The 24,249-nt window shown below is 36.4% G+C and carries 23 protein-coding genes; 16 read left to right on the forward strand and 7 right to left on the reverse strand.

Annotation, left to right across the window (positions count from 1 at the left end; genetic code table 11):
• Positions 1–50: 50 nt before the first annotated feature.
• Complete coding sequence (locus ACZ43I_RS12235; protein ID WP_020006652.1) at positions 51–371, reverse strand: ArsR/SmtB family transcription factor; 321 nt, start codon at positions 369–371, stop codon at positions 51–53.
• Between the two features lie 326 nt (positions 372–697).
• Between ACZ43I_RS12235 and ACZ43I_RS12240 the strand changes: the two genes are divergently transcribed.
• The 6 genes from ACZ43I_RS12240 to ACZ43I_RS12265 all read left to right on the forward strand — a co-directional run bounded on the left by ACZ43I_RS12240 (position 698) and on the right by ACZ43I_RS12265 (position 4,857).
• Positions 698–1,000: a PadR family transcriptional regulator gene (locus ACZ43I_RS12240; RefSeq protein WP_344701851.1), complete on the forward strand. Its 303-nt coding sequence runs from the start codon at positions 698–700 to the stop codon at positions 998–1,000.
• Positions 997–1,446 carry a hypothetical protein gene (locus tag ACZ43I_RS12245; RefSeq protein ID WP_344701849.1) on the forward strand — a complete coding sequence of 150 codons (450 nt, stop codon included), beginning with the start codon at positions 997–999 and terminating at the stop codon, positions 1,444–1,446. Before ACZ43I_RS12240 ends, ACZ43I_RS12245 begins: the two co-directional genes overlap by 4 nt.
• Positions 1,447–1,867: 421 nt before the next feature.
• Positions 1,868–2,770 carry an IS30 family transposase gene (locus tag ACZ43I_RS12250; protein WP_464761770.1) on the forward strand — a complete coding sequence of 301 codons (903 nt, stop codon included), beginning with the start codon at positions 1,868–1,870 and terminating at the stop codon, positions 2,768–2,770.
• A gap of 248 nt (positions 2,771–3,018) precedes the next feature.
• Positions 3,019–3,390: a GntR family transcriptional regulator gene (locus tag ACZ43I_RS12255; protein ID WP_344701647.1), complete on the forward strand. Its 372-nt coding sequence runs from the start codon at positions 3,019–3,021 to the stop codon at positions 3,388–3,390.
• Positions 3,391–3,395: 5 nt separating this feature from the next.
• The gene (locus tag ACZ43I_RS12260; protein ID WP_344701649.1) at positions 3,396–4,262 is read left to right on the forward strand and encodes an ABC transporter ATP-binding protein; all 867 of its coding nucleotides are present in this window, start codon (positions 3,396–3,398) and stop codon (positions 4,260–4,262) included.
• A complete protein-coding gene (locus ACZ43I_RS12265) occupies positions 4,255–4,857 on the forward strand; it encodes an ABC-2 transporter permease (protein WP_425568293.1) in 603 nt (200 codons plus the stop codon). The genes ACZ43I_RS12260 and ACZ43I_RS12265 overlap by 8 nt, the downstream gene beginning before the upstream one ends.
• Positions 4,858–5,230: 373 nt before the next feature.
• Here ACZ43I_RS12265 and ACZ43I_RS12270 read toward each other — a convergent pair whose 3' ends face one another.
• Entirely contained in the window at positions 5,231–5,845 is a 615-nt protein-coding gene (locus tag ACZ43I_RS12270; protein WP_344701653.1) for a recombinase family protein, read from the reverse strand.
• Positions 5,846–6,185: 340 nt separating this feature from the next.
• Here ACZ43I_RS12270 and ACZ43I_RS12275 point away from each other — a divergent pair, with 340 nt between their 5' ends.
• The 8 genes from ACZ43I_RS12275 (at position 6,186) to ACZ43I_RS12310 (ending at position 13,321) form a co-directional block, all read left to right on the forward strand.
• Positions 6,186–6,527 (forward strand): ASCH domain-containing protein, encoded by a 342-nt coding sequence (locus tag ACZ43I_RS12275; RefSeq protein WP_239416343.1) that lies wholly within the window; start codon positions 6,186–6,188, stop codon positions 6,525–6,527.
• 98 nt (positions 6,528–6,625) lie between these two features.
• Complete coding sequence (locus ACZ43I_RS12280; RefSeq protein ID WP_344703173.1) at positions 6,626–7,627, forward strand: S66 family peptidase; 1,002 nt, start codon at positions 6,626–6,628, stop codon at positions 7,625–7,627.
• A gap of 538 nt (positions 7,628–8,165) precedes the next feature.
• Entirely contained in the window at positions 8,166–8,378 is a 213-nt protein-coding gene (locus tag ACZ43I_RS12285) for a helix-turn-helix transcriptional regulator (protein ID WP_344703171.1), read from the forward strand.
• A 22-nt stretch (positions 8,379–8,400) separates the two neighbouring features.
• A complete protein-coding gene (locus ACZ43I_RS12290) occupies positions 8,401–8,772 on the forward strand; it encodes a DUF2178 domain-containing protein (protein ID WP_344703169.1) in 372 nt (123 codons plus the stop codon).
• Positions 8,773–8,795: 23 nt separating this feature from the next.
• The gene (locus ACZ43I_RS12295) at positions 8,796–8,966 is read left to right on the forward strand and encodes a DUF3784 domain-containing protein (RefSeq protein ID WP_464761777.1); all 171 of its coding nucleotides are present in this window, start codon (positions 8,796–8,798) and stop codon (positions 8,964–8,966) included.
• 97 nt (positions 8,967–9,063) lie between these two features.
• Positions 9,064–10,299 (forward strand): IS21 family transposase, encoded by a 1,236-nt coding sequence (gene istA / locus ACZ43I_RS12300; RefSeq protein WP_344703131.1) that lies wholly within the window; start codon positions 9,064–9,066, stop codon positions 10,297–10,299.
• Entirely contained in the window at positions 10,292–11,023 is a 732-nt protein-coding gene (istB, locus tag ACZ43I_RS12305; RefSeq protein WP_239416364.1) for an IS21-like element helper ATPase IstB, read from the forward strand. Before istA ends, istB begins: the two co-directional genes overlap by 8 nt.
• Positions 11,024–11,518: 495 nt before the next feature.
• Complete coding sequence (locus tag ACZ43I_RS12310) at positions 11,519–13,321, forward strand: ATP-binding protein (RefSeq protein ID WP_344703165.1); 1,803 nt, start codon at positions 11,519–11,521, stop codon at positions 13,319–13,321.
• A gap of 217 nt (positions 13,322–13,538) precedes the next feature.
• Here the strand turns inward: ACZ43I_RS12310 and ACZ43I_RS12315 are convergent, their stop codons facing one another.
• Entirely contained in the window at positions 13,539–14,645 is a 1,107-nt protein-coding gene (locus ACZ43I_RS12315) for an AAA family ATPase (protein WP_344703163.1), read from the reverse strand.
• Positions 14,645–15,496, reverse strand: coding sequence for a DUF6414 family protein (locus ACZ43I_RS12320; RefSeq protein ID WP_344703161.1), 852 nt, complete (start codon positions 15,494–15,496; stop codon positions 14,645–14,647). The genes ACZ43I_RS12315 and ACZ43I_RS12320 overlap by 1 nt, the downstream gene beginning before the upstream one ends.
• A 589-nt stretch (positions 15,497–16,085) precedes the next feature.
• Here ACZ43I_RS12320 and ACZ43I_RS12325 point away from each other — a divergent pair.
• Positions 16,086–16,667 carry a recombinase family protein gene (locus ACZ43I_RS12325; protein ID WP_344701905.1) on the forward strand — a complete coding sequence of 194 codons (582 nt, stop codon included), beginning with the start codon at positions 16,086–16,088 and terminating at the stop codon, positions 16,665–16,667.
• Positions 16,668–16,684: 17 nt separating this feature from the next.
• Entirely contained in the window at positions 16,685–17,272 is a 588-nt protein-coding gene (locus ACZ43I_RS12330) for an AbiV family abortive infection protein (protein ID WP_344701903.1), read from the forward strand.
• A gap of 891 nt (positions 17,273–18,163) precedes the next feature.
• On the opposite strand, the gene ACZ43I_RS12335 is transcribed toward ACZ43I_RS12330, so the two are convergent.
• Genes ACZ43I_RS12335 through ACZ43I_RS12345 form a run of 3 tightly spaced genes read right to left on the reverse strand, consistent with a single transcriptional unit; the run spans position 18,164 to position 24,023 of the window.
• Entirely contained in the window at positions 18,164–20,719 is a 2,556-nt protein-coding gene (locus ACZ43I_RS12335) for a type I restriction endonuclease subunit R (protein WP_464761779.1), read from the reverse strand.
• The gene (locus tag ACZ43I_RS12340; RefSeq protein WP_344701899.1) at positions 20,716–22,014 is read right to left on the reverse strand and encodes a restriction endonuclease subunit S; all 1,299 of its coding nucleotides are present in this window, start codon (positions 22,012–22,014) and stop codon (positions 20,716–20,718) included. The genes ACZ43I_RS12335 and ACZ43I_RS12340 overlap by 4 nt, the downstream gene beginning before the upstream one ends.
• On the reverse strand, positions 22,011–24,023 hold the full coding sequence (locus tag ACZ43I_RS12345) for a type I restriction-modification system subunit M (RefSeq protein ID WP_344701897.1): 2,013 nt from the start codon (positions 24,021–24,023) through the stop codon (positions 22,011–22,013). Before ACZ43I_RS12345 ends, ACZ43I_RS12340 begins: the two co-directional genes overlap by 4 nt.
• Between the last annotated feature and the right edge of the window lie 226 nt (positions 24,024–24,249).

Below are 24,249 nucleotides of genomic sequence, written 5' to 3' on the forward strand. Positions count from 1 at the left end.
ATATATTAATCAAAAATAGTTGATTTAAACGTTGAAAATAAAGATACTCATTATAAAATTCTGCAACAAGTATCTTCTGATAGCACAACCTGTATCTGTGCCTCATTAATTCTATAATAGTTCCATGTTCCATGTTTTTCTGTTAAAAGAATATTGGCATCCACAAGTTTCTTGAGATGATAAGAAATTTTAGATTGTTTCAAGTCCAACACTGTTTCCAAATCACAGACACACAGATTTTTCTCCGGACTTTTGTTGATTTCTTTTACGATCTTCAAGCGTGTTTTATCTGCCAAAGCATTAAACATATTTTCATAGAATTCGAGTGCTTGATCGTCACTCAATTCATTTATAGCATTCATTAATTTCATTCTAGTCACCTTCTTTAATAAATCAATTTTTTTTGATATATCAATCATAATACTGGCTACAAAGAAAATCAAGTATAAAAGATATGAGCTTCTATGTTAGCTGGAAGATATATATTCATTAGAATATGATGCAAGATAACATTTAAACTAAGTGCAAAATAACTCCTAAAGTGACACCGATTCCATAGATGTGACAAATCTTCCAATAAACGGTCGTTTTTTAACGAAGCAATATGGCTTGTTTTATTGACTTTCATTTCAATATATTTTATTATTACTTTATACGGTATAACGTTAAACGTAATACTTTGAAAAGGAGTGAGTATATGACAACAAATAAATTCTCAGAACCCACGTTGTTGATTTTGATCAGTCTTGCAGAACAAAATCGTCATGGCTATGCAATCATGGAGGACATTCAAAGTAGTTATGATGTTAAATTAGGACCTGGCACATTATATGGAGCCATTTCGCGTTTAGAAAAGGCAGGGTATATAAGTCCGATTGAATCACAAGATCGTAAAAAACCTTACAAGATGACAACAGAAGGGGAAATATATCTAACAGAACAAATTAAAGAAATTCAAAAGGTAACAAATATAGGTATGAAAAGGCTTGGATTGGTATGAGATGGCTTGTATATTTGTACCCTAAAACTTGGAAAGAACGTTATGGAAATGAGCTAACCGATATATTAAAACAAACAGATACATCGTTCAAAACAATAATTGATTTGCTTATAGGCATTATTGATGCTTGGCATATGGAGTTAAAGGAAAGAAATGCTTACGGTTATCGTATAAGTCAAGTATTGGTGGTAGTTGCCGTCATTAATCTTTTTATTGTTTTGAAATTAAAACCATTAGGGGAGGTCATTGAAGTGGAAATAGCTGCTACGATTGCAGTATTAATTGCTATGGCATCATTGTTTTTGGCTGCTGTTGCATTGGTAGTAAGTATATTTAAATTTGGCAGAGACGGTTTAACCCTCAAACCAAAATTAAGTAAAGCAGCACTTGGTTTAATGGGCAGTTATGCAGTATTTATGGTGACATTTTTGGTATTGATTAATTAGAGTTGTGTCGCAAACAGATGTGATTATTGTATAAACCATTACCTCAAGCTAAGAGATTGCCATTAAAGCAATCTCTTTTTATTTACAAAAACACAAGATAAAGAGGACTAGAATTGTAATCATACTGGTATCCGCCTCATATTTTAAAGTGTCCATCCAAAGCATAATTAAAGTGCTATTTACCCTTTAGCGACTAAAGTCATTCGTCACGTTCCTCTCTTTCAGTTGTTTGTCGTTCGTTTCTTATACTTTTACGGACGATTTTCATTTATAACTAGAAAAATAGTCTTCCGCTCAAACAATTTGTAGATGTATTTTTCTCTCTTAAATTTATGTTTGATTAGAGTAGACACATAAAACGGTCACACATGATACACTCAAAATGGTTTTCCGACAAAAGAAATCATAGGAGTGATCATGCATGACCTACACCCATATTACCACGGATGAATTAGTATTCATAGAAGCCTATTTCCGACACGGAACTACCGTGGCTCAGATTGCGAAACGGCTCGGACGTGCCCGGCAGACTATCCACAATGTCATCACGCATTTCAAGGCCGGGCACACCGCCATCGACTACTATCAGCGCTATAAAGAAAATAAGAAGCGATGTGGTAGAAAACAAAGTGTCTTGCCGACCAGTCAACGGAAGTACATCGAAGAAAAGGTCGCTCAGGGCTGGACACCGGATGTGATCGTCGGCCGGCAGGAGATGCCAATTGACTGCTCGGGTCGCACGCTGTATCGCATGTTCAAACGGGAAACCTTTGATGCGGCCAAGCTGCCAATGCAGGGCAAGCGAAAACCGAATGGCCGTCAGGAACGCCGGGGCAGACAAGCCTTCAGGCGTAATATCTCTGAAAGAGTGGATGACTATCCCACTTTCAATGAAGAGTTCGGCCACCTCGAAGGCGACACCATTGTCGGTGTCCGTCACAAGAGTGCGGTCATCACGCTGGTTGAGCGTCTGTCAAAAGCCATCATCACATTAAAACCCAAAGGCAGAACCGCACTGGATATTGAGTCTGCCATTAATACATGGTGTCAAAAGATGCCTAAAAACCTATTCAAATCCATCACCTTCGATTGTGGCAAGGAGTTCTCCAACTGGCAGTCGATGAGCAATCGAAATGATCTATCCATCTACTTTGCCGATCCGGGCACACCATCACAGCGGGGATTAAACGAACATTCCAATGGCTTGCTCAGAAGGGATGGCCTGCCTAAAGATATGGATTTCAACACGGTCGACCAAGCTTTTATCTCATCGGTTGCCGCCAGAAGAAACCATATCCCAAGAAAATCATTGAACTTAAGATAATATGCAAAATCGATGCCTCCTAAGTTATTAATATATAGCAACCTATTTGAAATAAAGACTTCAGACGGTTCACCTTTTTCTTATAAAACCCCGTTATTGGCCAATATATTCGCCAGTAATGGGGTTTTATAAAATTCTAAATTTTTTTCTGGAAATTTGATTTATAGGGTAGAAAAGAAGGAAAAAGTATACTATGATAATTGTATACATTGTATAGTAACAATATAATTAAAAGGGAGGGTTAAAATTTGAAAATATTTTTATCGAACACTTCCAAAGAACCCTTCTATACTCAAATATATGTACAAGTAAAATCTTTGATACTGACAGGTGATTTGACTGAGGGCCAATCATTGCCTTCGATGAGGAAATTAGCAAAAGAATTGGGTGTTAGCGTAATTACTGCAAAACGTGCATATGAGGAGCTGGAAAAAGAAGGCTATACTTATTCGATTGTTGGCAAGGGATCGTTTGTAGCTGAACAAAATCTCTCAATAATTAAAGAGAGGAAAATGAAGGCTGTAGAAGAACAAATGCATGACGTCATAGCAAACAGTAAAGAGATTGGAATCAGTTTGGAGGAATTACAGGAAATGCTGAACATATTCTACAAGGAGTGATTATATTGGAAACAATAATTAAATTAAAAAATGTAAACAAAAAATTTAAAGATTTTTCTTTAGAAAACTTGAGCCTGGACATTAATAAAGGCTATATTACTGGGCTCATAGGCTCTAATGGTTCAGGGAAGTCATCTACGATACGAATCATGATGGATTTGATGAGACCCGATTCAGGGGATTTAGAAATTTTCGGACTGAATTATGAAGAACATGAGAAAGAAATTAAGGGTCGAATCGGCTTTGTTTATGACAGCAATATCTACTATGAAGGATTGAATCTTTCAGATATCCAGAGGATAGTCGGTCCGGCCTATCGTAATTGGAATAAGGGCACTTATTTCAATTATCTTAAAAAGTTCAATCTGCCTAAGAATAAACCGATAAAAACATTTTCTAAAGGAATGCAGATGAAAGCCTCCCTCGCTATTGCACTTTCACATGATGCAGAGCTGTTAATTATGGATGAACCTACTGCAGGTTTAGATCCTGTCTTCAGACGGGAGCTGCTGAATATCCTGCAGGATATTCTGATTGAAGAAAATCGGACGATTTTCTTCTCTACTCATATCACATCAGATTTAGAGAAAATTGCAGATTATGTGGCTTTTATAAAAGACGGACGAGTCATATTCAATCACTCTATAAATGATTTACAAGAAAAATTTTCCTTGGTAAAAGGTGAACTAGAGCTGTTGGATAGAGATACTTCTAAAGCGTTCGTCCATATCAACCAGTCAAGTGATACTTTTGAAGCGATGACTGATGATGTTGAAAAAATTCGACGGATTTTTGGAGATACCGTGATTATAGATAAAATATCTTTAGAAGAAATCATGTACTTTTTCAATGGAGATGACAATGATGATTAATTTAATAAGAAGAGATTTGATATTACAGAAGAAACTTTTATGGTTATACATACCATTTATACTATTCTTTGTACTCATGTGGTCTTCACCGTTTTTGATATTTACATTAGCAGCTTTATATATACCATTTAACGCTTTTGCTTATGATGAAAAAGTAGAGTCGGATAAATTACTGAATTCTCTTCCTTATACAAGGCTGGAAATAATTACTTCAAGATATCTCGGTGCAATACTTTATACCATTGTTTCCATCATTCTAGTGAGTGGTTCCCTGCTTTTATTCAACAAACCATTTGCTATGTCGGATATTTTAATAGGATCATCCTTATTTCTTTTGTTAGCTGCATTTACGTTTCCATTATTTCAAATCTTTAAGCAGGGTAATATCACATCTATAATTTTATTAGTTTTTATTGTAAGTACTGTATTACTCAGTAATTCTTCTGAGTTAATGAGTACTTATGGAATTACCTTATCAAATAGTGATGGTGTTCTCAGTTGGCTAGTACCCATAGTTCTTATGATGGCAGTTCTAATCATTTATACAGTATCTTGGTTAACCACATATACTATCTACAATAAAAAAGATTTCTGAATTGGGGAGTGATTTTAATGTTGAAGAAAATACTCAGTGTGGTAATTCTTGTTGCAGTAACGTTAATCATACTTTTTTTAATGGACCTGAGTGGTCTCAACACTCAAGGTACAGATAATTTTCTCGGTAATCTGGATAACCTGGGAATAACATTTATTAACTACCATGCAGATCAAATATATAACATTCTTGCCAGTTTAATTATCATACTCTTTTTCTTGTATCTGATATTCACACTACTTTTTGGTGCAAGAAAAAGTAGTAACTAGCTATAAACTTGTTAATTGCTGTGTGACTTTTGTTTTTACTTTGCACCTATTTTAAAAGCTATTTTGCGCTATATATATATAAAGAGATTGGAACAAAATCACTTTTATGTTCCAACCTCTTTAAGTTCCACCCGTTTAACCAGTTTATAGAACGTTGTTTTTTTAACATTCGCTTGCTGCATCGCCTGTGTTGCTGTAATCTCACCTTTTTTCCATTCATCATACGCAACCATGAATGTCTCTGTAATCTGGACTTTTGGACGACCAAAAACCTTTCCTTGATTCTTTGCTGCATCGATCCCTTCACTTTGTCGTTTGCGAATGCGTTCCCGTTCATCTTGTGCGATCCAAGAAAGTATCTGTAAAACCAGGTCGGCGATAAAGGTGCCCATGCTGTCTTTATATTGGGTTGTATCCAGTAGGGGCATGTCCATCACAATAATATCAGCGTGAAGCTCTTTCGTGATGGCATTCCATTCTTCCACAATTTCTTCTTTATTCCGTCCAAAGCGATCAAGTGAATGGATATACAACACATCTCCAGGTCGAAGAATCCGTTTGAGCAGTTGGTATTGGGAACGTTGGAAATCCTTACCACTACCTTTATCCATAAAAATATCGCGTTCATGGATGCCTTTTTCTTTCATTGCAACAACTTGACGCTGCTCATTTTGATCTTTACTGCTGACACGGATGTATCCATATTTTCGATTTTCCATAGAACACATCTTCTCCCTTTTCCTTAATCTCTCTTTTTTCATTTTACCAGAAAATCGTTCGCTAACGTATATGTAACATAATGAACGTTCACTAAGTATTTTAACATGTTTGTGAACGATTGATTCTATATGTTTAAGGATATTTTTAGGGCGTTCGTTAATGTGTACTTTTACGAACGGTTTTCTTTAAAGCAGATTTATTTTTATCTGATTAGTTAGTTAAATTTAATGTTAATATTTAGAAGTAACCTTTTAATTATGATTACTTACTACAGATATTAAACATCGGTGGATATGAAAGAAAAATTGAAATTAGAAATTTAGAAGACAGGGCGAAATTATGGAGCATACTATGGGTTTATACGGTGACTATTTTGAACCGATTAAAGAAGGCAAGAAAAAGATTGAAGTACGATTGAATGACGAAAAGAGAAGAGAAATAAAAGTTGGGGATACAATCAAATTTATTAAGGTTCCTGAACAGAATGAAGTTTTAAAAGTTGAGGTATCAAAGCTTCACAAGTATCCTACCTTCCAAGCTATGTACGATGAGATACCATTTGTAGATTTAGGATGTGAAGGGTGGACCATAGAAGAAATGATGGAAGGAACTTATGAGATCTATTCGAAAGAACAAGAAAGAAAATGGGGTACATTAGCTATAGAAATAACCGTAGCTTGAACTCTCTAATTAAATCTTTATAGAAAACTCAATATACAATAGATGCAGTTGAGTTGCAGTTCATTGCGTCATCATAAGAAAATAGAAGGAGCTTATTCATGATAGTATTAAATCGATTAAAAAAAGGTGACAAGATTGGTATATATTCACCGTCTTCTCCTATAACTCATTCCTCACCTATTCGTTATGCACGGGCTAAAAGCTTTTTGGAATCAAAAGGGTTTGAAATTGAACAAGGTAACTTAACAGGCAAACGCGATTTCTATCGCTCCGGAACTATCCAGGAACGAGTTGAAGAATTGAACGAACTTATTAGGAATCCGGAAATCAGCTGCATCATGTCCACAATTGGCGGAACTAATTCTAATGCACTCTTGCCATATATAGACTACGAAGCTTTTAAGAAAAATCCTAAAATTATGATCGGTTATTCCGATGCAACTGCAATTCTGTTAGGGATCTATGCACAAACTGGAATTCCGACTTTCTATGGCCCGGCTCTCGTTCCATCATTTGGAGAACACGAACCATTTCTTGACTATACATATGAATATTTTTCTAACATGCTGATAGAAGAACAGCAGCTGCCTTTACAAATCCCAATCCCTCCTTATTGGTCTGACGAACCACTAAACTGGGAAGTCAAAGAAAGAGAGAAGGAACAGCGCAAGAATGAATGGATCTGTGTAAATGAAGGAACAGCTAAAGGGAGATTGATTGGCGGAAATTTAAATACCATGACGGGCTTTTGGGGAAGCAAATATATGCCGAACATCGAAAATGGCGACATTTTACTTTTGGAGGATTCCATGAAATCAGCTTCTATTATAGAAAAGAATTTCAATCTATTAAAAGTGAATGGTGTATTTGATCGGATTGCTGGAATCCTATTAGGAAAGCATGAATTATTTGATGATGAAGGAACAGGACGGAAACCATACGAGATTCTGCTTGAAGTTTTAGGGGACAAGGCTATTCCAATTCTAGCTGATTTTGATAGTGCGCATACCCACCCGATGTTAACGATGCCAATTGGCAGTACGATTACTCTAAATGCTACGGAAAAGAAGGTTCACGTTATGGAACAGTGGATTTTATAAAATCCAGTTTATATATGATGATTCATCAGATGATACTTAAATTAAAAAGAGGGGGAGAAGATGCTGAAAAGACAGTACTTCTCTCCCTTTCTGTTTGTAAAAGTGTAACTTTTACGAACGGTTTAAAAAGAGCTGTGGTTTAAAATATTTAATGAGTGATTCACCTCCATTTTAAAATCATCCTTGGTTGGAGATATGTATTCTAAGTAGACTCAGTTCTCTAAGAAAAAAACTAACTTATGAAAATAATCTAGTTTATATATCACCATTTATGAGGAGCACAATTGTAAAATTATTGATTAGAGGATTTAGATCCGATGTGCTGGTAAAGATTTAATCAATTATATAGCGTCGATCTATTAGTCTTTACTTTCACTGCTCGCTAGCAATGAGGGGATTCAAGCCAATAAGTATTAAATAAATTTTAAGCAGTATAAATATTTGATATGGTATTTATAAGAATTTATTATCATATATATTTTACTTAAGTAATATATATGTTACAATTTAGTTGTAGATAAATATAGGGGGTGAATATTTGAAAGATATCGTCGTTCAAAACAATGTAAAATTGGCACGCATCGAAAAAGGAAATCTTAACCAAAGCGAATTGGCAAAACTAGTGGGTGTGACCAGACAAACTATGAATTTGATTGAATCACAGAAGTACAATCCTACTATTAAAGTATGTCTCTTAATCAGCAAATACTTAGGTAAACCATTGGATGAATTGTTTTGGGCCAAAGAATAGTAAATAAGAGGGGGAATTCTTTTTGAACAATAAAATACTCTTAGTCATTTCGATAACAATTGCATGCTCTTTTATAGCGTATATGATAACAAATCAACTACATTGGGCAGCAGTCATCGGTCTTATTTTTATAGTAGGTGGTTTAAAGTGGACAAGAGTTAAAAAAAACGAAAAAGATGATGAAATTGAATATGATGATAGGGTAAGTTACAACATTCAGAGAGCTTCTCTACAAACTTTCTCTATATCAATCATATTATTGTTCATTTATTTGTTGTTCTCAGAAATAGCATTTGATCATTCTGACATTGTGATCGATTATCTTTTGATTTATCTCGTTGTAACATTAGCTCTCGCTTATTATATTGTACCAACCATTGTTAAAAGAAGATAAAATTTATTGAAAAAGGTGATTTAATGAATCTATATCTAATTGCTGCAAGTATTGTTTTATTTCTCGTGGCCTTCCTAATCGGTGTAAAAAAGCAAACATGGTTATTGTCAGGTTTCAACCAAAAACGTGTAAAAAATCAAGATAAACTCTCAAAAATTGTTGGATTTTATAGTCTTATAATCGGTATAGTGTAAATGGCAGTATTAAAATGTAGGAAATCGGCAATTGAAAATTGTTGGTTTACCTACATTTTTTTGTATGCTTTTCTTATGACATCGAAGGAGGATATTCATGAGAAAAGACGTACGCGAAGGAGTCAGGAAATTTATGAACGATGGTATCAAACCCAACTTTGCCGCATTGGCCCGGCAGTATGGCTGCGATTACCGGACGGTGAAAGCGGCCTATGAAGCAGAGACACAGTACCCAGAGAAGAAAAAACGGGTGAAGAGAAAAAGTAAGCTGGATGAATTTAAACCAATCATCCATGACAAACTGGAAATCCAGTGCAGCGCGTATAGTATATTTAAATTCATTGAAAAAAAGGGATATGACGGGAGTTACAGTCTGGTGAAGCAGTACTGTCGAAAAGAGAGGAAAACCCGTCAGAAGCAGGCAACCATGCGCGTGACCCACACCCCCGGTTTAGCCGGGCAAGTGGACTGGAAAGAAGACATGACTTTAATCAGCCGGCACGGCGAGATCTTCCGTTTCAACATATTCTTATACGTCCTGTCGTTTTCCCGCAAGAAATACATCACATTGACCTTTGATCGCCATCAGGACACCTTGTTTGAATGTCTGGACGATGCCTTTCACCACACTGGCGGCGTACCGGGGGAGATCTGGTTTGATAATATGCGGACTGTGGTGGATCAATCCAGCACCCAATATAATAAGGTCGTGTTTAATCAACGGTTCTACGCATTTAGTAAGGATGCCGCCTTTCAGCCCATTGCCTGCCGGCCATACCGTCCCCAGACCAAAGGGATGGTCGAGGCACTGGCACGGACGATGGACCGGTTGCGGGTCTATAACCATGAGTTCGATGACAGTGTGGATTTGATCCATATCGTCCATGATTTGTGTCATGAACTCAATACGGAAGTCTCCCAGGCGACCGACGCCATCCCCGACGCACTGTGGCTGGATAAAGAAAAAGAGCACCTACATCCACTCCCTGAAGACCTGTTGAAGCCGTACTTTGAAGACCAATTGACGAGAGTGGTCTCTAAAGAGGCGATGGTTCAGTTCCGTAAATGTAAGTACTCTGTAGATCCCCAGTATATTGGAAAGACGGTTGAGATTGAACTGTCGGATACTGAGGACAACATACACATTTATTATAACGGAGAAACGGTGCGTTCACACCCGTTAACCACCCAAAGATTCAATTATAATCAGGCAGATATGTTCAACATATTGAAGTCGGATCTGCTGGCTGGTCGGCCGGACGATGATATCCATGCGTATATCCATGAATCCCTGCAGTTATATGATGCGGTGGGAGATGGTGTCCATGAGTGATTATCAAACGCTTCTGTCCAATTTTGAAGCCCTCGGTTTAAATAATATGCGTGAATATTATCCGGTGTTGTTGGATAAGGTTCATACAGAAGACATGTCGCTGACGAGTGCGTTTCTGGAAATCACAGACAAAGAAATGAAGTTTCAAAAAGAAAAGAAGATGGCGCGTGCGATTCACCGCGCACGCTTTCCTAAAGTGAAGACATTCGATACGTTCGATTTTGATTTTCAACCCAGCCTGAACCGCACGGCCGTCCTTGAATTGAAACATCTGGGGTTCATGGAATCTAAAGAGAACATTGTCTTCATCGGCAGCCCTGGTGTCGGTAAAACCCACCTGGCGATTGCTCTGGGGGTCGAAGCCTGCCGTCAGGAGAAACGCACGCTGTTCATCAACTGCCATGAGTTGTTGATCCGACTTCGGGCCGCTTATGAAAAAGGGACCGTTGAGCGTGTGCTCAGACGGTATGCCAGATACGAGCTGTTGATTATTGATGAAATCGGCTACCTCCCCATTCAGAAGCATGAAGCCGACTTGATCTTCCAGTTATTGAACATGCGCTATGAAACCCATTCAACGATATTCACCACCAATATCGCACTCTCTGGATGGGGTGAACTATTCAAAAGTCCGGAAACGGCCGCAGCGATACTGGACCGCATGGTCCACCATGTAAAGATTTATAAAATTAAAGGTAAGTCATACCGGATGAAACACACTTAGGCTTTCCTCCACAAATTACATTGTCAAAAACCTACATTTTTAGATTGCCGAAAACCTACAATTTTAAGTTGCCCTTGACAGGTATAGTAATGCTAGCCGGTGGAATAATTAACTACCCAAACAGTGAAACGATGCTGTTTTTAATTATGGCAATGGGCTTCATAGCTCTACTTGGTTATGTAAATACCAAAATGGTTGAGTAACAGTTTAAGAAAGAATCTATACAAATACCACTCCTTTGATCTAAACATAGATTAAAAGAGTGGTATTATTTTTCATTAGAGCTTTTTCTCTTTTTTGTTTGGATAAGTGTACTTTTTCGAACCAAGACTAGAAAATCCAGTTCGTATAATAGTTTCATAGACTATTCACTTAACAATGGTAAAATAAGTAAAAGAGACTTTTGATATTTGCGATAGTGACGGTTATTGCTTTACAAAGTACGAGGAATGAAAAATCTATTATTTAATAATAACCGTGGAAGGAAGCGATTACATGATATTAAAAACAGTTAAGTTGAAAAACTTTAGAGGTTATAAGAATCCTATTAGTGTAGAATTTGAAGAACTAACAGCTTTTATCGGAAAAAATGATGCTGGTAAGTCAACAATTTTAGAGGCTTTAGAAATATTCTTTAATAATTCATTAGTAGTATGTGAGCGAGAGGACCTAAATATTAACGCTGATGATTCAAATATTGAAATAACTTGTGTATTTAGCGACGTACCTGCAGAAATTGTTTTAGATACATCATCTCGGACTGATTTATCAAGTGAGTACTTATTAAATGCGGATAAAGAACTAGAAATAAAGAAAGTTTTTAAAGCTACTTCAGCTAAACCTAAACCTAGTATTTACATAATATGTAACCACCCTACAATAGAACCATATAATGATTTACTATCAAAAAAACGCCCAGAGTTAAAACAAATTGCTAAACAGTTGGATATACCAGAAGATAAATATAATGCTACAAGTAACACTAGTCTAAGGAGTGCAATTTTGAACTCTGCTGAAGATTTAGAGTGTGAGTCGCAGGAACTTTTAATAGATAAAGAAGATTCAAAAAAGATATATGAATCACTAGAAAAATTTTTACCCATTTACTCATTATTTCAATCAGATCGTGCAAGTAAAGATAATGACAAAGAAGTTACAGACCCTATGAGTTTAGCAATAGAACAAGCTCTTAAAGAAGTGATGCCAGAATTAGATAAAATAAAAGAAACTGTTAGAAAAAAAGCAATAGAGACTGCGGATAGAACACTAGAGAAATTAAAAGAAATGGATAAAGATTTAGCTAAATCACTAACTCCAGATTTTAAATCTGATCCTAAGTTCGATTCACAGTTTAAATTAAATATTAAATCCGACGATGGAATATCAATAAATAAACGTGGCAGTGGGGTACGAAGACTAATATTATTAAATTTCTTTAGAGCAGAAGCCGAAAGGAAATTAAATGATAGTAATTCTAGAAATATTATCTACGGATTTGAAGAACCTGAGACATCCCAACACCCTAAACATCAAGAAATGCTTATCAAGTCATTTATACAATTGGCTTATAATACTAACTCTCAAGTGGTCTTAACTACTCATACACCAGCTTTAGCTGGATTACTTCCCTTAGAAAGTTTAAGGTTTGTCACTAAACAGAATGAAGAACGGGTCATAAAATCAAAAGATGAAGATGTTTATAAAGAAATAACCGAGACATTAGGTTTGATGGCTGAAAATATTAATGCTCAAACAAAAGCTATTTTATTATTAGAGGGGCAAGGAGATGTCGTTTTTATTAGACACCTTTGTGACATGCTTAAAGAAGGAGGGGCTATACCTGCAACCCTGCAAGAAAGTGGTTTTGCATTCATTCCCACGGGCGGTTGCGGTAATCTTAAATCGTGGAAAACCTTAAAGCTTGCAGATCAATTTGGTGTCCCTTGGTGTGTGCTACAAGACTCCGATGAACCGACCCCGGCAGCACAAAAAAATATTGAAGCAATAGAATCCTTGCGAGCTCAAGAAATTAAAGCTTATTTAACCAGAAAAAGAGAACCAGAGAATTATTTACATTCAAGTTGTTTTGACTCTCCTTTAGTCATTGGTGATTATATGGACGCTAAAAAAGAGGTAAATAAACATACCCGTGTAGCAACTAGCAAAGTATTAGAAGTATATTGGCCTAAAATGACTTTTGAAAATATAAGAGAAGTTGAAAAATATACTGATGATCAAGGACAAACTCGATTTGAATTTACTGAAATGATTATGGATTTTCTTTCTTTGGTGGATTAAAATTCTAGCTACAATTAAATTTAATGTAATAGTTAGAACTTAACATAATTCCACTGATCGGCAGTTACTGTAATTACAAAAAAACTCCAATATCCTTTTCTTAGCAAAGGTGTTGGAGTTTTCTCATTTACATGCAAAATAAAGATGAAAGTGGTAATTAGTAAAATCAATATCCTATTAATGTTTATTTAGTGTCAAGGGTAATATAAAAAGTTCTTCACTTACTCTGTAAGAAGATATTAAATATATACCGGTTGAAAATATAAACAACCAAATTTTTAATCTCTCTTATATTCCTATTTTCTAGCGATTCATGCTCTAAAATATTCATTATATCTTCTATTTTGACTTGTTTCTTATATGGATCTAGTAAATTCTTATAAACCTCCTCCACATGTTTATAAAGAATTTTTTGTTTTACGTCATTAGCAATATGTTCAAATTTTACTACTTTATCAAATCGACTGAATATAGGTCTACCTACATGAGCAATAATTTCTTCTATGGATTGAAAATTGGAAGTACAAAATATAACATTATCTCTTAAATCAACTTCAAAGTGATTATCTTTATACTTACTTTCATCAAACATTTGATAAAAAGCATTGTAAAGATGAGGGTTACATTTATCGAATTCGTCTAATAAAATAAATTTACTTTTTCTCTTTAATAAGTCTTCTGACAAGGATCTCTCGTTAATATCATTTCCAAATAAATAATCATGACCTTTTATGTCGTTAAGCATAGACATTTGTATTCTTCTTATATCTTTATGACCAAATATGCTCTCATGTATCTGAAGTATTGCATCTGTTTTCCCAACTCCGGAGGGGCCATATATCATGATGACCTTAGTATCCTCATTAACGAAGTTCTTCATTATATTTGAATGTATGGATTTTAATGCAGCGTCTTGTCCTATAATCTCACTATTGACCAATTGAAAAGTATTAATTACGTCATCGTTACTATAATTCGGAAAACTATAGTTACACTCTTGAATTATATTACCTAATATTTTATATAAAGAATCTTCTAATTGTTTTGTAGGAAGAATCACATATAAGTTCTCTATAATACTTTTCTCCATCAAGTTTTTTATAAATAAAGATACCTCATTACTAAAACTATTACTTAGCCTTTTTACGCTACCTTCATTTAATATATAATCTCCTACCCCAACTGTCGGTTGATATTCCACATCAATATCTTCAGTGCTACTTTTCAAATTCAGTAAATCAATTAAGTTATAAAAGTTTATATCTTTATTAGCTGAATAAAATTGATCAACGACCCCTTTTACAAGGTAGATACTGTTCTCCATTACTTAACACCCGCTACTATTAAATCTATCACATCTAATTTTCTATCCTCGCCTATTCTCTCTACCAATACTTGTGAGTTCGTTATTTTCTCTGGCGAGGGAGGATTATCATCTTTCGATGGGTTTTCCTTAGTGGCTTCTGATATCTTGTCAATTCTACTATCTGTATCATTACCTTCATTAGCAAAAACTCTACTATCATCTGTGTTAACTAGAGATTCAAAAGAAATTTCTTTAATTGTAGCTTGCCCAATTTTTACACCTACCATATTTAAGCTCATACTTCTAAGGTCCGTTAATTTATAATCATTTACCATGTGTTTAGGATTCACTCTTATTATTTTATATGAATTACCTTTATTAGCTAAAAATTCGTGGTAGGCTTTCATGTCATCTAAAGTTTCTTCGAATTTTTCGAAGTTTATGTCTTTCATTTCCGTTGTATTTGAGAACTTCTCTATATCTTTTATCATTCCTATAATCGGAGAAAGGGTTTTTAAATAAGTAGTTGTTTTTTCCAATATATTCAACTTATACCCCTGAATGTATTCTAAATCAAAATCTGTTATTTTATCTTCGATTTTGGCTAGGAAATCATTTTTTATAGTATTTGTCATTTGTTGCTCAATCTTTTTTTCAAAGTTAAGTCTAGAAAAGAAGCCTAAAGCTACTTCTATATTATCAATCGGTTTTGAAGATCCAGTCATCTTTGATACCAAATCAAATTTAGCATCTCTAGTGACTTTTTCAAAGTATTGTAGTCTTCCTCCATCATTTTGATCAAGTATATCTAAGGCAGCATCTTCATCAAACAGTACGATTTTATTGTATTTAAATATAGATTTTCTCAAAAATATCACTCCAATTACTATTAATTATATATTAGAAAGAAGTTTTTTTATACATCACGAATTTCAAGTTTAGGTTAGACAATTGTATATCCCCTTAATGCAAAGTTTTTGAAAGCACTTTGATAGCCAGTTTTCATCTTGCGAAAAAGAAAGAAACATTATACCCTAGGCACTTCGTACCTACTTTGTCTAATTCATTATCTTGACTAAATACTCAGATGATATCTGGTATCCAAGAATTTAATGTGGGTAGTCATTCATCCATCGTTGGATGGGTGGAATCTGTCAATCACTGATGGATGAAATGGATTGATTTTTCAAGGCAAACAAGCGTATAAAATTATGATGATTCTCCCTAGACGCCCTTCCTCCAATGTTCCAATAAACGACCGTTTATTGAAACATTTTAGGTAGTTATATTTTCAGTTATATTTATATGGTTTGTAAGTACAAAAACACGTATAATTATCTATGTATACTAATTATAAAACTATTCGAGTTTTTGTACCATCGTCTTATTTTGTACACCTTAATAAATGACAGAATGCGTATAACTCCCCTAATAATTGATATTCCAGGAGGATGAATGATGAGTAAGATTGGTTATGCGAGAGTAAGTACAAGAGATCAAAATCTAGATAGTCAGATTGACACCTTAAAAGATTACGGTTGTGAACGTATTTTTTCTGAAAAAGTAAGTGGCCGGAAATACCAACGGACTGAATTAGATAAAGCATTAGATTATATGCGTGAAGGAGACACCCTGGTTCTCACTAAGTTGGATCGGTTGGGTAGGACAACGAAACAGCTCATTGAACTGTCGCAATACCTTGAAGATCAAGGGATCGATCTAGAGATTATAGATATGAATATCAATACTAAAGATGCCATGGGGAAAATGTTCTTCACCATGATGTCAGCATTTGCTGAACTTGAAGCGAATCTATTGAGCGAAAGAACGAAAAAAGGATTAGATGCTGCAAGAGCAAGAGGAAGATCCGGAGGAAGACCAAGAATATCAGAAGATAAGGAAAAGGTTTTGCTCTCCTTATATGATAGTAAGAGTTATACAATCAATGAGATCATTAAAATAACGGGACTATCTAAAGGTACAATCTATCGGATTATTAATGATAGAAAGCATAACGAAGATGATCTAAAATTCTTGTGAATAAAAGGGGGTACAATATGGATAAAGATAAATCGTTAAAGGAATTTGAAAGGTCATTATCCAAGGCAAGCAATTTTAAAATAGAATCAGTAGAAGACTTTAATGAATGTGTTGATCATGTCATACGACTTGTTAAAGATTCCTTTATGTTATTCCAAATGAAGTCATTTTCTACATCATTATTCCTATCAATTGCTATTATTGAAGAAGTAGGAAAAATTCATGTAGGACTCTTTAATACAAGACAAGCTGAAGTAAAAAGAGACCCTCTAAGGGATCACAAGAGGAAGCAAATAATGGGATCGAACTATACTATTAGTATGGGCGATAGACTAGTAAATGCTATTGGAATGGAAAGATTAGAAGAAATATATAGCATGTCATACAGTGGACAGCTAAAAGATCTGAGAGAGAAATCAATATACTGTGATTATGAAGGCGATGGTCTTATAATTCCACATGAATATATTAATGAACAATTTTCAAAAGACATACTCTTATTTGCAATTGAATCTTTTGACGATAATTTAGTAGGATATACAAGGCATTCTATGGAGAGATCGAAAATTACTGACAAAATATTTGAGAATTTATCAACTGATTAAATAAGGAAAAGTATTTACTATGCTTATTATGATAGGAAAAGTTACATAACCAATAAAATCATTAAAATAATCAGGTTGTCTAAAGATACTATTTATCGAACCGCAAATGAAAGAAAATGATAACTAAATAACACAATAACATTTACGTTACTTATTGGAAGACTAATACTCCCATTTGAAAATGACAAAGTCAAAGGTGATTTAGAAAACTGGGAAGGGAACCATGTGTATGTGAAAGAATTGCCACTTGATCACATCATATATATAAATGAGTCAGGATAAAGTAATAGTGTATTCGATAGCTATAAACCAGAAAATTAGACAGACTTGGACTAAGAAGCGCAAATTTGACTTTTAGATGTATGGTTAATAAACCATAGACATTTTACTATCAATTTATAAGTTCATGTTGATGGTTTTTCTAGTTAGTCAAAATCCATATAACCCTCGTATAGTGAACCGCCTGCACCTGAGATTTCATCTCCACATGCCCTGCATTCTCCTCCTTGGCGCATGTTGACTCCTGCACCACAGGTCGGACAGCTGATCACCTTGCTAGTGGATCGCGGAGTGATAATAAAGCTCTTGTGTTGGCCGTTAATTAGGTAAGTGCCCTCTTCCAATGACGCGCTCCCACATTTGGGGCACGCATTCAAAGAATCGCTGACTATGGTTTGACAATGGGTACATCTTTTTACTTTAAGTTGCATACGGGTCTCTCCCTCAAAAATAAAATAGGCATTTCTTGGTTTATTTAAGCGCTGATTGTAAAATTAAGCTAGACACATAAAAAGGTTCACGCATAGTACACTCAAATAGGATCAAATAGATTTGGGATTATCGTTCTTATTTCAGATCGATAATCCCAATGTTTTAAAGAGATTTTAATATCTACTTTACTCTCCTCAAGTCTCTATACACTTCATCAACCATATCTTCCACCAAGTACTTTTTAAACTCCGGATTCTCCAATATTTTCATGAAGAAGCTCTCATTACTTTTCATCCGACTGATTACAAAATCCAAGAAGCTACGTTCGAAACTGAACTTGAAGTTCTCCTTCGTATTATTTTGTGCTTTTAACACCAGTTCTTCATCGGCTTTCATGTCCTCGATGATTTGATCTCTGGACAATTTGTCTGCTTCTGTGAAGTCTGTTCCAAAGCGATCATTAATACGGTCGATAATTGAAGACAGGCGTTCTTTTTCTTCTTCTAATCCTCCCCCATTTCCATGCTGTGGCGGAGAGAGTTGTTCTCCCCCTGTAGTGTCTAAGGAGATACTGCCTTCAAATGCTTTTTCATTACGGTAGTATTCCAGGGCTACATCGTCAGAGATATAAACAGGGTCCTCTGATTTCTTTGGCAGTTTTTTCAGCAATGAACTGAGGTAGATGAACCGTTTATGCAGATCCAAATCAGAGAACGGCCCAATCTGCAGAATAAATGCATACGTCCTCACAAATTTTACAGCTGCGGACTTAAAATGTTCCTGTGCTTCATCACCCAGTTCCTGTTTATACCTTTCCACTCCGGGGTCCAGTGTTGCATTTAATTTGCCTTGAAAACGAGCACTTTTTGCAGATTGCTCACTATACTCCAGATTTGCTACAGTATCTACTTCTTCATTTGTATAAACCTGCATCGCATCCAGTTCGCCCTGCAAATCATAGAGGATATTCGGATCTGTCTTTTCCCCGAGTCCTGTCACTTCGTAATAGGTTTGGAAAGCAGCTTGAATGGTTTCCGGGTCATTCACAAAGTCCAGCACGAATGTATCGTCTTTTCCGCGACATGTTCGGTTGAGACGAGAGAGGGTTTGGACAGCTTTAATCCCATCCAATGGCTTGTCGACATACATCGTATGGAGTAATGGCTCATCAAAACCGGTCTGATACTTTTCAGCGACAATCAGCACCTGGTAGTCATCCGAATGAAACTTATCCGGCAGTTCATTTTCACTGATTTTATTTATGTCTGCTTCAGTATAAGATACTCCAGAGTCTTCTACGGTGCCTGAGAATGCCACAAGTGTCTGAAGATCTGTATATCCTTTTGCCTTCAAGTACTTATCAAAGGCAAGTTTATATCGGACAGCGTGGAGGCGACTGCTTGTGACGACCATTGACTTCGCACGACCATTAATTTTGTGACGGGTGACATTTCTAAAATGCTCAACCATGATTTCTGCTTTTTGTGCAATATTGTGAGGATGAAGAGAAACGAAACGCGCAATCTGCTTGCTCGCTTTGCTTTTCGCTACTTCCGGGTCATCTGTGATGCTCTTTTCGATTTTATAGAATGTTTCATACGTAACATAATTCCGCAGCACATCATGAATGAAGCCCTCTTCAATGGCCTGGCGCATGGAATAGAGGTGAAACGGCTCAAACGTGCCATCTGGATTTTGAGTACCGAATCGCTCTACGGTCTTTGGTTTTGGTGTCGCTGTGAACGCAAAGAAGGAAATATTAGACTGGTCCAACCATGAAATACTGTTGGTTTTCCCACTGCCTGCAGAGTGTTGAATCAAATAGTTTCGCCCGGCCTGGTGCAATTTTACGTCAGTCTCGATTTTACGCACGGCATCCAATTGGTGGTACCTCGGGAAAATGACCACTTCTTTTTCATCGATAATGTCCCCATTGCTGTCTCTTATGCTCTTTTTTTCAACATATAGAAATCGGAAAAGGATGTCGAGGAGGCTGTCCGGCTGTAGTACTTCCTGCCAGAGATATGAGGTTCGATAGTCCCCTTCCACAGGTGGGTTCCCTTTCCCACCATTGTTCCCTTTATTGAAAGGGAGGAAGAATGTATTATTCTTGTTGAGTTGGGTTGCCATATATACTTCATCGGTATCCACGGCAAAGAAAACAACGGCACGCTTCTTGAACTGGAATAATAGTTCTTTAGGGTCCCGGTCTTTCTTGAATTGCCGCATTGAATGCTCTACAGTTTGGTTGGTCAGCTGGTTTTTCAGTTCCATCACAATCAGTGGCAGCCCATTCAAAGCAATCATCATATCGATCGAATTCTGATTTGACGCACTATAATACACCTGCCGGCTCACGGTGAAAATATTATTTTCATAGTTTTCGACGAGTGTCTGATTCATCTCCGTCGGTGGTTTATTATAGGCGAGTTTGAGTGTGGCCCCATAATCTTTGATACCATGGCGCAGGCAATCAATGATGCCCCGGCGCTTCAGTTCTTTGTCGAGGCGCTCCATGATCTTGGACTGATAGTCATCCTTGTAGACCTTCTGTAACCGTTCCAAAGCCTTTGGCTGTGTCGCTTCCAAAAATGTGAAAAAGACTTCCTGATCGATCGCCCACTTTCGGAACTTGGCAAGTGCAGGCCCCTTCAGGGTACGCTGTTGAAAGCCGGATGCCATCAACGCCTGTTCTATATTCTCTTCAAAGCCTGTCTCACTTTTGTCGATACTCACGACGACGATACCTCCTCCTGCTCTGTTTCTTTCAGCATCTCCTGAATATCTATTTTGCCTGTGACGGCTTCGTAAATAAGAGATTGGCGGTATTCTTTGAGTTTAGTGATTTGTTCTTTTAGTTGAATCAAAGTTTCATCTATATTCTCCGTGAAGTTTTTTAGGTAAATACATATATCATATTGCTCTTCCTTACTGGGAAGTAGAATAGGCAACTTCTTTAATTCCTGAAATCCTATAGACTGTCTTACACCACTACCAAATCCATAAAAAACTTTTTTTAAGTCATATGCATGAAGTAATAAACTAGCATATTCACTTAGAATATTTTGGTTTGGGACTAATGTTAAATAAGCAGAAGTAATAATTCCTTTTTCTTTTACTAAGCCTACTCGAAGGCTTCTTTTATCATTTTGTAAATCGGTTAGTCTTAATACTATATCTCCATTTTTAACTACTCGATATGTCTCAAATGATTCTGGCAAAAGACCAAAATTATTTTTAATATTTCTCCTCTTTATTCGTCCATAACTTAAGGAAAGTACATTTTTTTCTTTATTTCCTATATTTTTTGTTTTTGATTCTTTTAAATGAAGATTTAGGGAGCTTATCTCCCAATGCTCCGGAATCTCGCCAATCCACTCCACACCGGAGTCTTTCATTTTAACGTCCGGATTAAGCCCTTTTGTAACGGTTTCTGTAATAATGGCTTGCCGTTTCTCTTCGAGGAGTGCGATGAGTTTTTCTTTGTCTGATATTAAAGTGTCGATTTCTGAGGTTTTTTGGTCGAGGAAATTTATTATTCTATTTTGTACTGTTAAACTTGGTACATCGATTCGGAGGGATCGAATGATTCCTTGGCTTATATTTTTTTGTCCCCCTCCTACAGATCGCTGGATAATCCCTTCTCGATTGGCAAGAAACCAGTAAAATACAAAATCAATATTTATATTTCTAGGTTGATTAAGCACACAACAAGCTTGATTTGTTGTTACATCAAATTGAGTAATAGCCAGTTTTCCAATTGTTGCTCCATAAAGAGCAACAATTAAAGAATTTTTCGGATGTACTTTAAGAGCAGGATAATCAGCAATTGCTTTTCTGGTTATTTTTTTATTTACACTAGATAATTTTCCATCAGTTAAATCTCCTGTATTTACCCAAGGGATTTCACCATCTTTATAGTATTCTTCATTCGTAGAACTAGGGGTAGTTCCACTTGATATATCATCGAACAGCCAAGCTATTTTTAAACGTCTCCAATTAGGGTGGCCAGATCTATTCTCTATTCTCACATCATCACCTGCTTCAGCTTCTCTAAAATACTCTCTTCAAGTTCTTGTATTTCCGTTTTGATTTCATTGGAAGGTCGAAGTTCCTGATACTGATAGAAGTGTCTAGTGAATGGTATTTCGTATCCGATTTTCGTTTTTTCTTCATCGATCCAAGCATCTGGTACATGAGGCAGTACTTCACGTTCGAAATAGTCATGAATGTCCTCTTTTAGTGGCACATTTTCTGTGTCACGTGAATCAGGGTCTGCTTCCACATCACCCTTCTTATTTTTCACACAGATATCAGCCGTCTCATCCTTCTCAGCCAGGGCTGCGAGCAGTGCCTTTAGCAACGGAGCCTTCATATCGATGCCAGCGTCTGCAAATGCAGCTTTCAATTTTTCAGTGAATACTTCCCGGTTCTTATAAAGGGTGTCTTCTTTCAGTTGCTGCAACACTTCAATAATAGCGTTTTGGACTTCTCCACCGGCTTCTTGCTTTTTAAGGCCGCCTTCCCCTTTTTTCTTTGATTTAGCCAGGTTCTGAAACGCTTTTTGTTCGTATAGACGCGCAATGCGTTCATCATCTATTTTGAAGTTAAGCTTCAGCGGACGCTCTACAACAATCTTTTGATAACCAAAATTTTCGTTATCAAAAATCTTCACATTATCCTGCTCTTTAAATTCACCATATATGCGAATGATCTCCTCGATTTGCTTCTGAGAGATCTGATTCCGCTTTTCCCCCAAGCTTTTGCGCATCTTCTCATAGTAATCAACAGCGTTAACGAGTTGAATCTTACCTTTACGCCATTTAGATTTATTATTGGTAAGAATCCAGATATAAGTGGAAATACCAGTGTTATAGAAAAGATCTTTAGGCATCGCTACAATGCCCTCTACCAGGTCATTTTCAATCACATAGCGGCGTATCTCACTTTCCCCACTGCCCGCATCTCCTGTGAATAATGGGGAACCATTCATGATGATTGCCATACGGGAACCTTGTGGGTTGTCTTCGCTGACAGGTTTCATTTTCGATACCAGGTGTTGCAGGAACAGCAGCTGACCATCACCAATACGAGGCAACCCGGCACCGAAACGGCCATCCATTCCTAAATCTTCATGTTCTTCCCTGACCACTTTCTCAGCGGGTTTCCACTCGACCCCATATGGTGGATTCGAAATCAGGTAATCGAATTTTTGAGTCGGAAACGCATCTCTCGTTAATGTATTTCCAAAGCGAATGTTCTGAGCGTTCTCTCCTTTGATTAAGGTGTCCGCCTTACACATGGCGAATGATTCCTCGTTGAACTCCTGAGCGAAAAACTCCAATTCTGCAGTTTCGTTCATTTCATGTAAGTATTCTTGGGCGATGGATCCCATGCCACCTGTACCGGCACATCCGTCATAAAGGGTCTGGGTGATTCCAGGTTTAGTAAGAATCTCATCATCCTCATTGAACATGAGCCCTACCATCAGCCGTACGACTTCCCTCGGTGTATAGTGATCGCCAGCTTCTGCATGTTCAGAATAACGCCGAATCAGTTCTTCAAAAATATACCCCATTTCAAGGTTAGAGACGGTATTGGGATGCAGATCAACCTCTGCAAATCGTTTCACGGTCAAATACAAGAGATCATTACGATCCATCTTTTCAATCTGCTTATCAAAGTCAAAGTACTCTATGATTTCTCTTGCCGTTTTTGAAAAGCCATTGATGTAATCCCGGAAGTTTTCTGCGATGTTATCTGAATCATTCAATAGCTTCTGGAAGTCATAGTTGCTTGTATTATTGAAACGCTGCTTTGATTTTCTATTCAGTATTTCGTCCCGGGCTTCTTCAGGCAAATGCTTGAATTGTTGATAGCTTTCGAGTACATCCTCTTTCGTATCTTCCAGAACATTATCGAACCGACGCAATACCGCCATCGGTAAGATCACTTTCCCATAGTCTTCTGGTTTATACGGCCCTCTTAATATTTCTGCGATGGTCCATAAAAAGTTTACTTTATCCTGAAAATTCATCATGTCTATCTATTCCTTTTTCTATAAGATTATTGTGGTGTACTTTCTGCGAAGCGTATAAATTCCTATTATGTAATTTGAAATTATGTCAGAGAACAAAATGAGGGGATATACAAACCCTACTACTTTTAGCTTAACATAGCACTTTATCAAGTAAGTAAAGATTATTCCTCAAAGAAATATGCAATATACAATATATTGCATATTATATATTAATTGATACAGAGTA

This window comes from Salinicoccus jeotgali (assembly GCF_055379195.1).

Coding starts and splice junctions, on each gene's coding strand:
- ACZ43I_RS12235 (WP_020006652.1), bottom strand. CDS start 371: ATGAAATTAATGAATGCTATAAATGAATTGAGTGACGATCAAGCACTC.
- ACZ43I_RS12240 (WP_344701851.1), top strand. CDS start 698: ATGACAACAAATAAATTCTCAGAACCCACGTTGTTGATTTTGATCAGT.
- ACZ43I_RS12245 (WP_344701849.1), top strand. CDS start 997: ATGAGATGGCTTGTATATTTGTACCCTAAAACTTGGAAAGAACGTTAT.
- ACZ43I_RS12250 (WP_464761770.1), top strand. CDS start 1,868: ATGACCTACACCCATATTACCACGGATGAATTAGTATTCATAGAAGCC.
- ACZ43I_RS12265 (WP_425568293.1), top strand. CDS start 4,255: ATGATTAATTTAATAAGAAGAGATTTGATATTACAGAAGAAACTTTTA.
- ACZ43I_RS12270 (WP_344701653.1), bottom strand. CDS start 5,845: ATGGAAAATCGAAAATATGGATACATCCGTGTCAGCAGTAAAGATCAA.
- ACZ43I_RS12275 (WP_239416343.1), top strand. CDS start 6,186: ATGGAGCATACTATGGGTTTATACGGTGACTATTTTGAACCGATTAAA.
- ACZ43I_RS12280 (WP_344703173.1), top strand. CDS start 6,626: ATGATAGTATTAAATCGATTAAAAAAAGGTGACAAGATTGGTATATAT.
- ACZ43I_RS12295 (WP_464761777.1), top strand. CDS start 8,796: ATGAATCTATATCTAATTGCTGCAAGTATTGTTTTATTTCTCGTGGCC.
- istA (WP_344703131.1), top strand. CDS start 9,064: ATGAGAAAAGACGTACGCGAAGGAGTCAGGAAATTTATGAACGATGGT.
- istB (WP_239416364.1), top strand. CDS start 10,292: ATGAGTGATTATCAAACGCTTCTGTCCAATTTTGAAGCCCTCGGTTTA.
- ACZ43I_RS12310 (WP_344703165.1), top strand. CDS start 11,519: ATGATATTAAAAACAGTTAAGTTGAAAAACTTTAGAGGTTATAAGAAT.
- ACZ43I_RS12315 (WP_344703163.1), bottom strand. CDS start 14,645: ATGGAGAACAGTATCTACCTTGTAAAAGGGGTCGTTGATCAATTTTAT.
- ACZ43I_RS12325 (WP_344701905.1), top strand. CDS start 16,086: ATGAGTAAGATTGGTTATGCGAGAGTAAGTACAAGAGATCAAAATCTA.
- ACZ43I_RS12330 (WP_344701903.1), top strand. CDS start 16,685: ATGGATAAAGATAAATCGTTAAAGGAATTTGAAAGGTCATTATCCAAG.
- ACZ43I_RS12345 (WP_344701897.1), bottom strand. CDS start 24,023: ATGATGAATTTTCAGGATAAAGTAAACTTTTTATGGACCATCGCAGAA.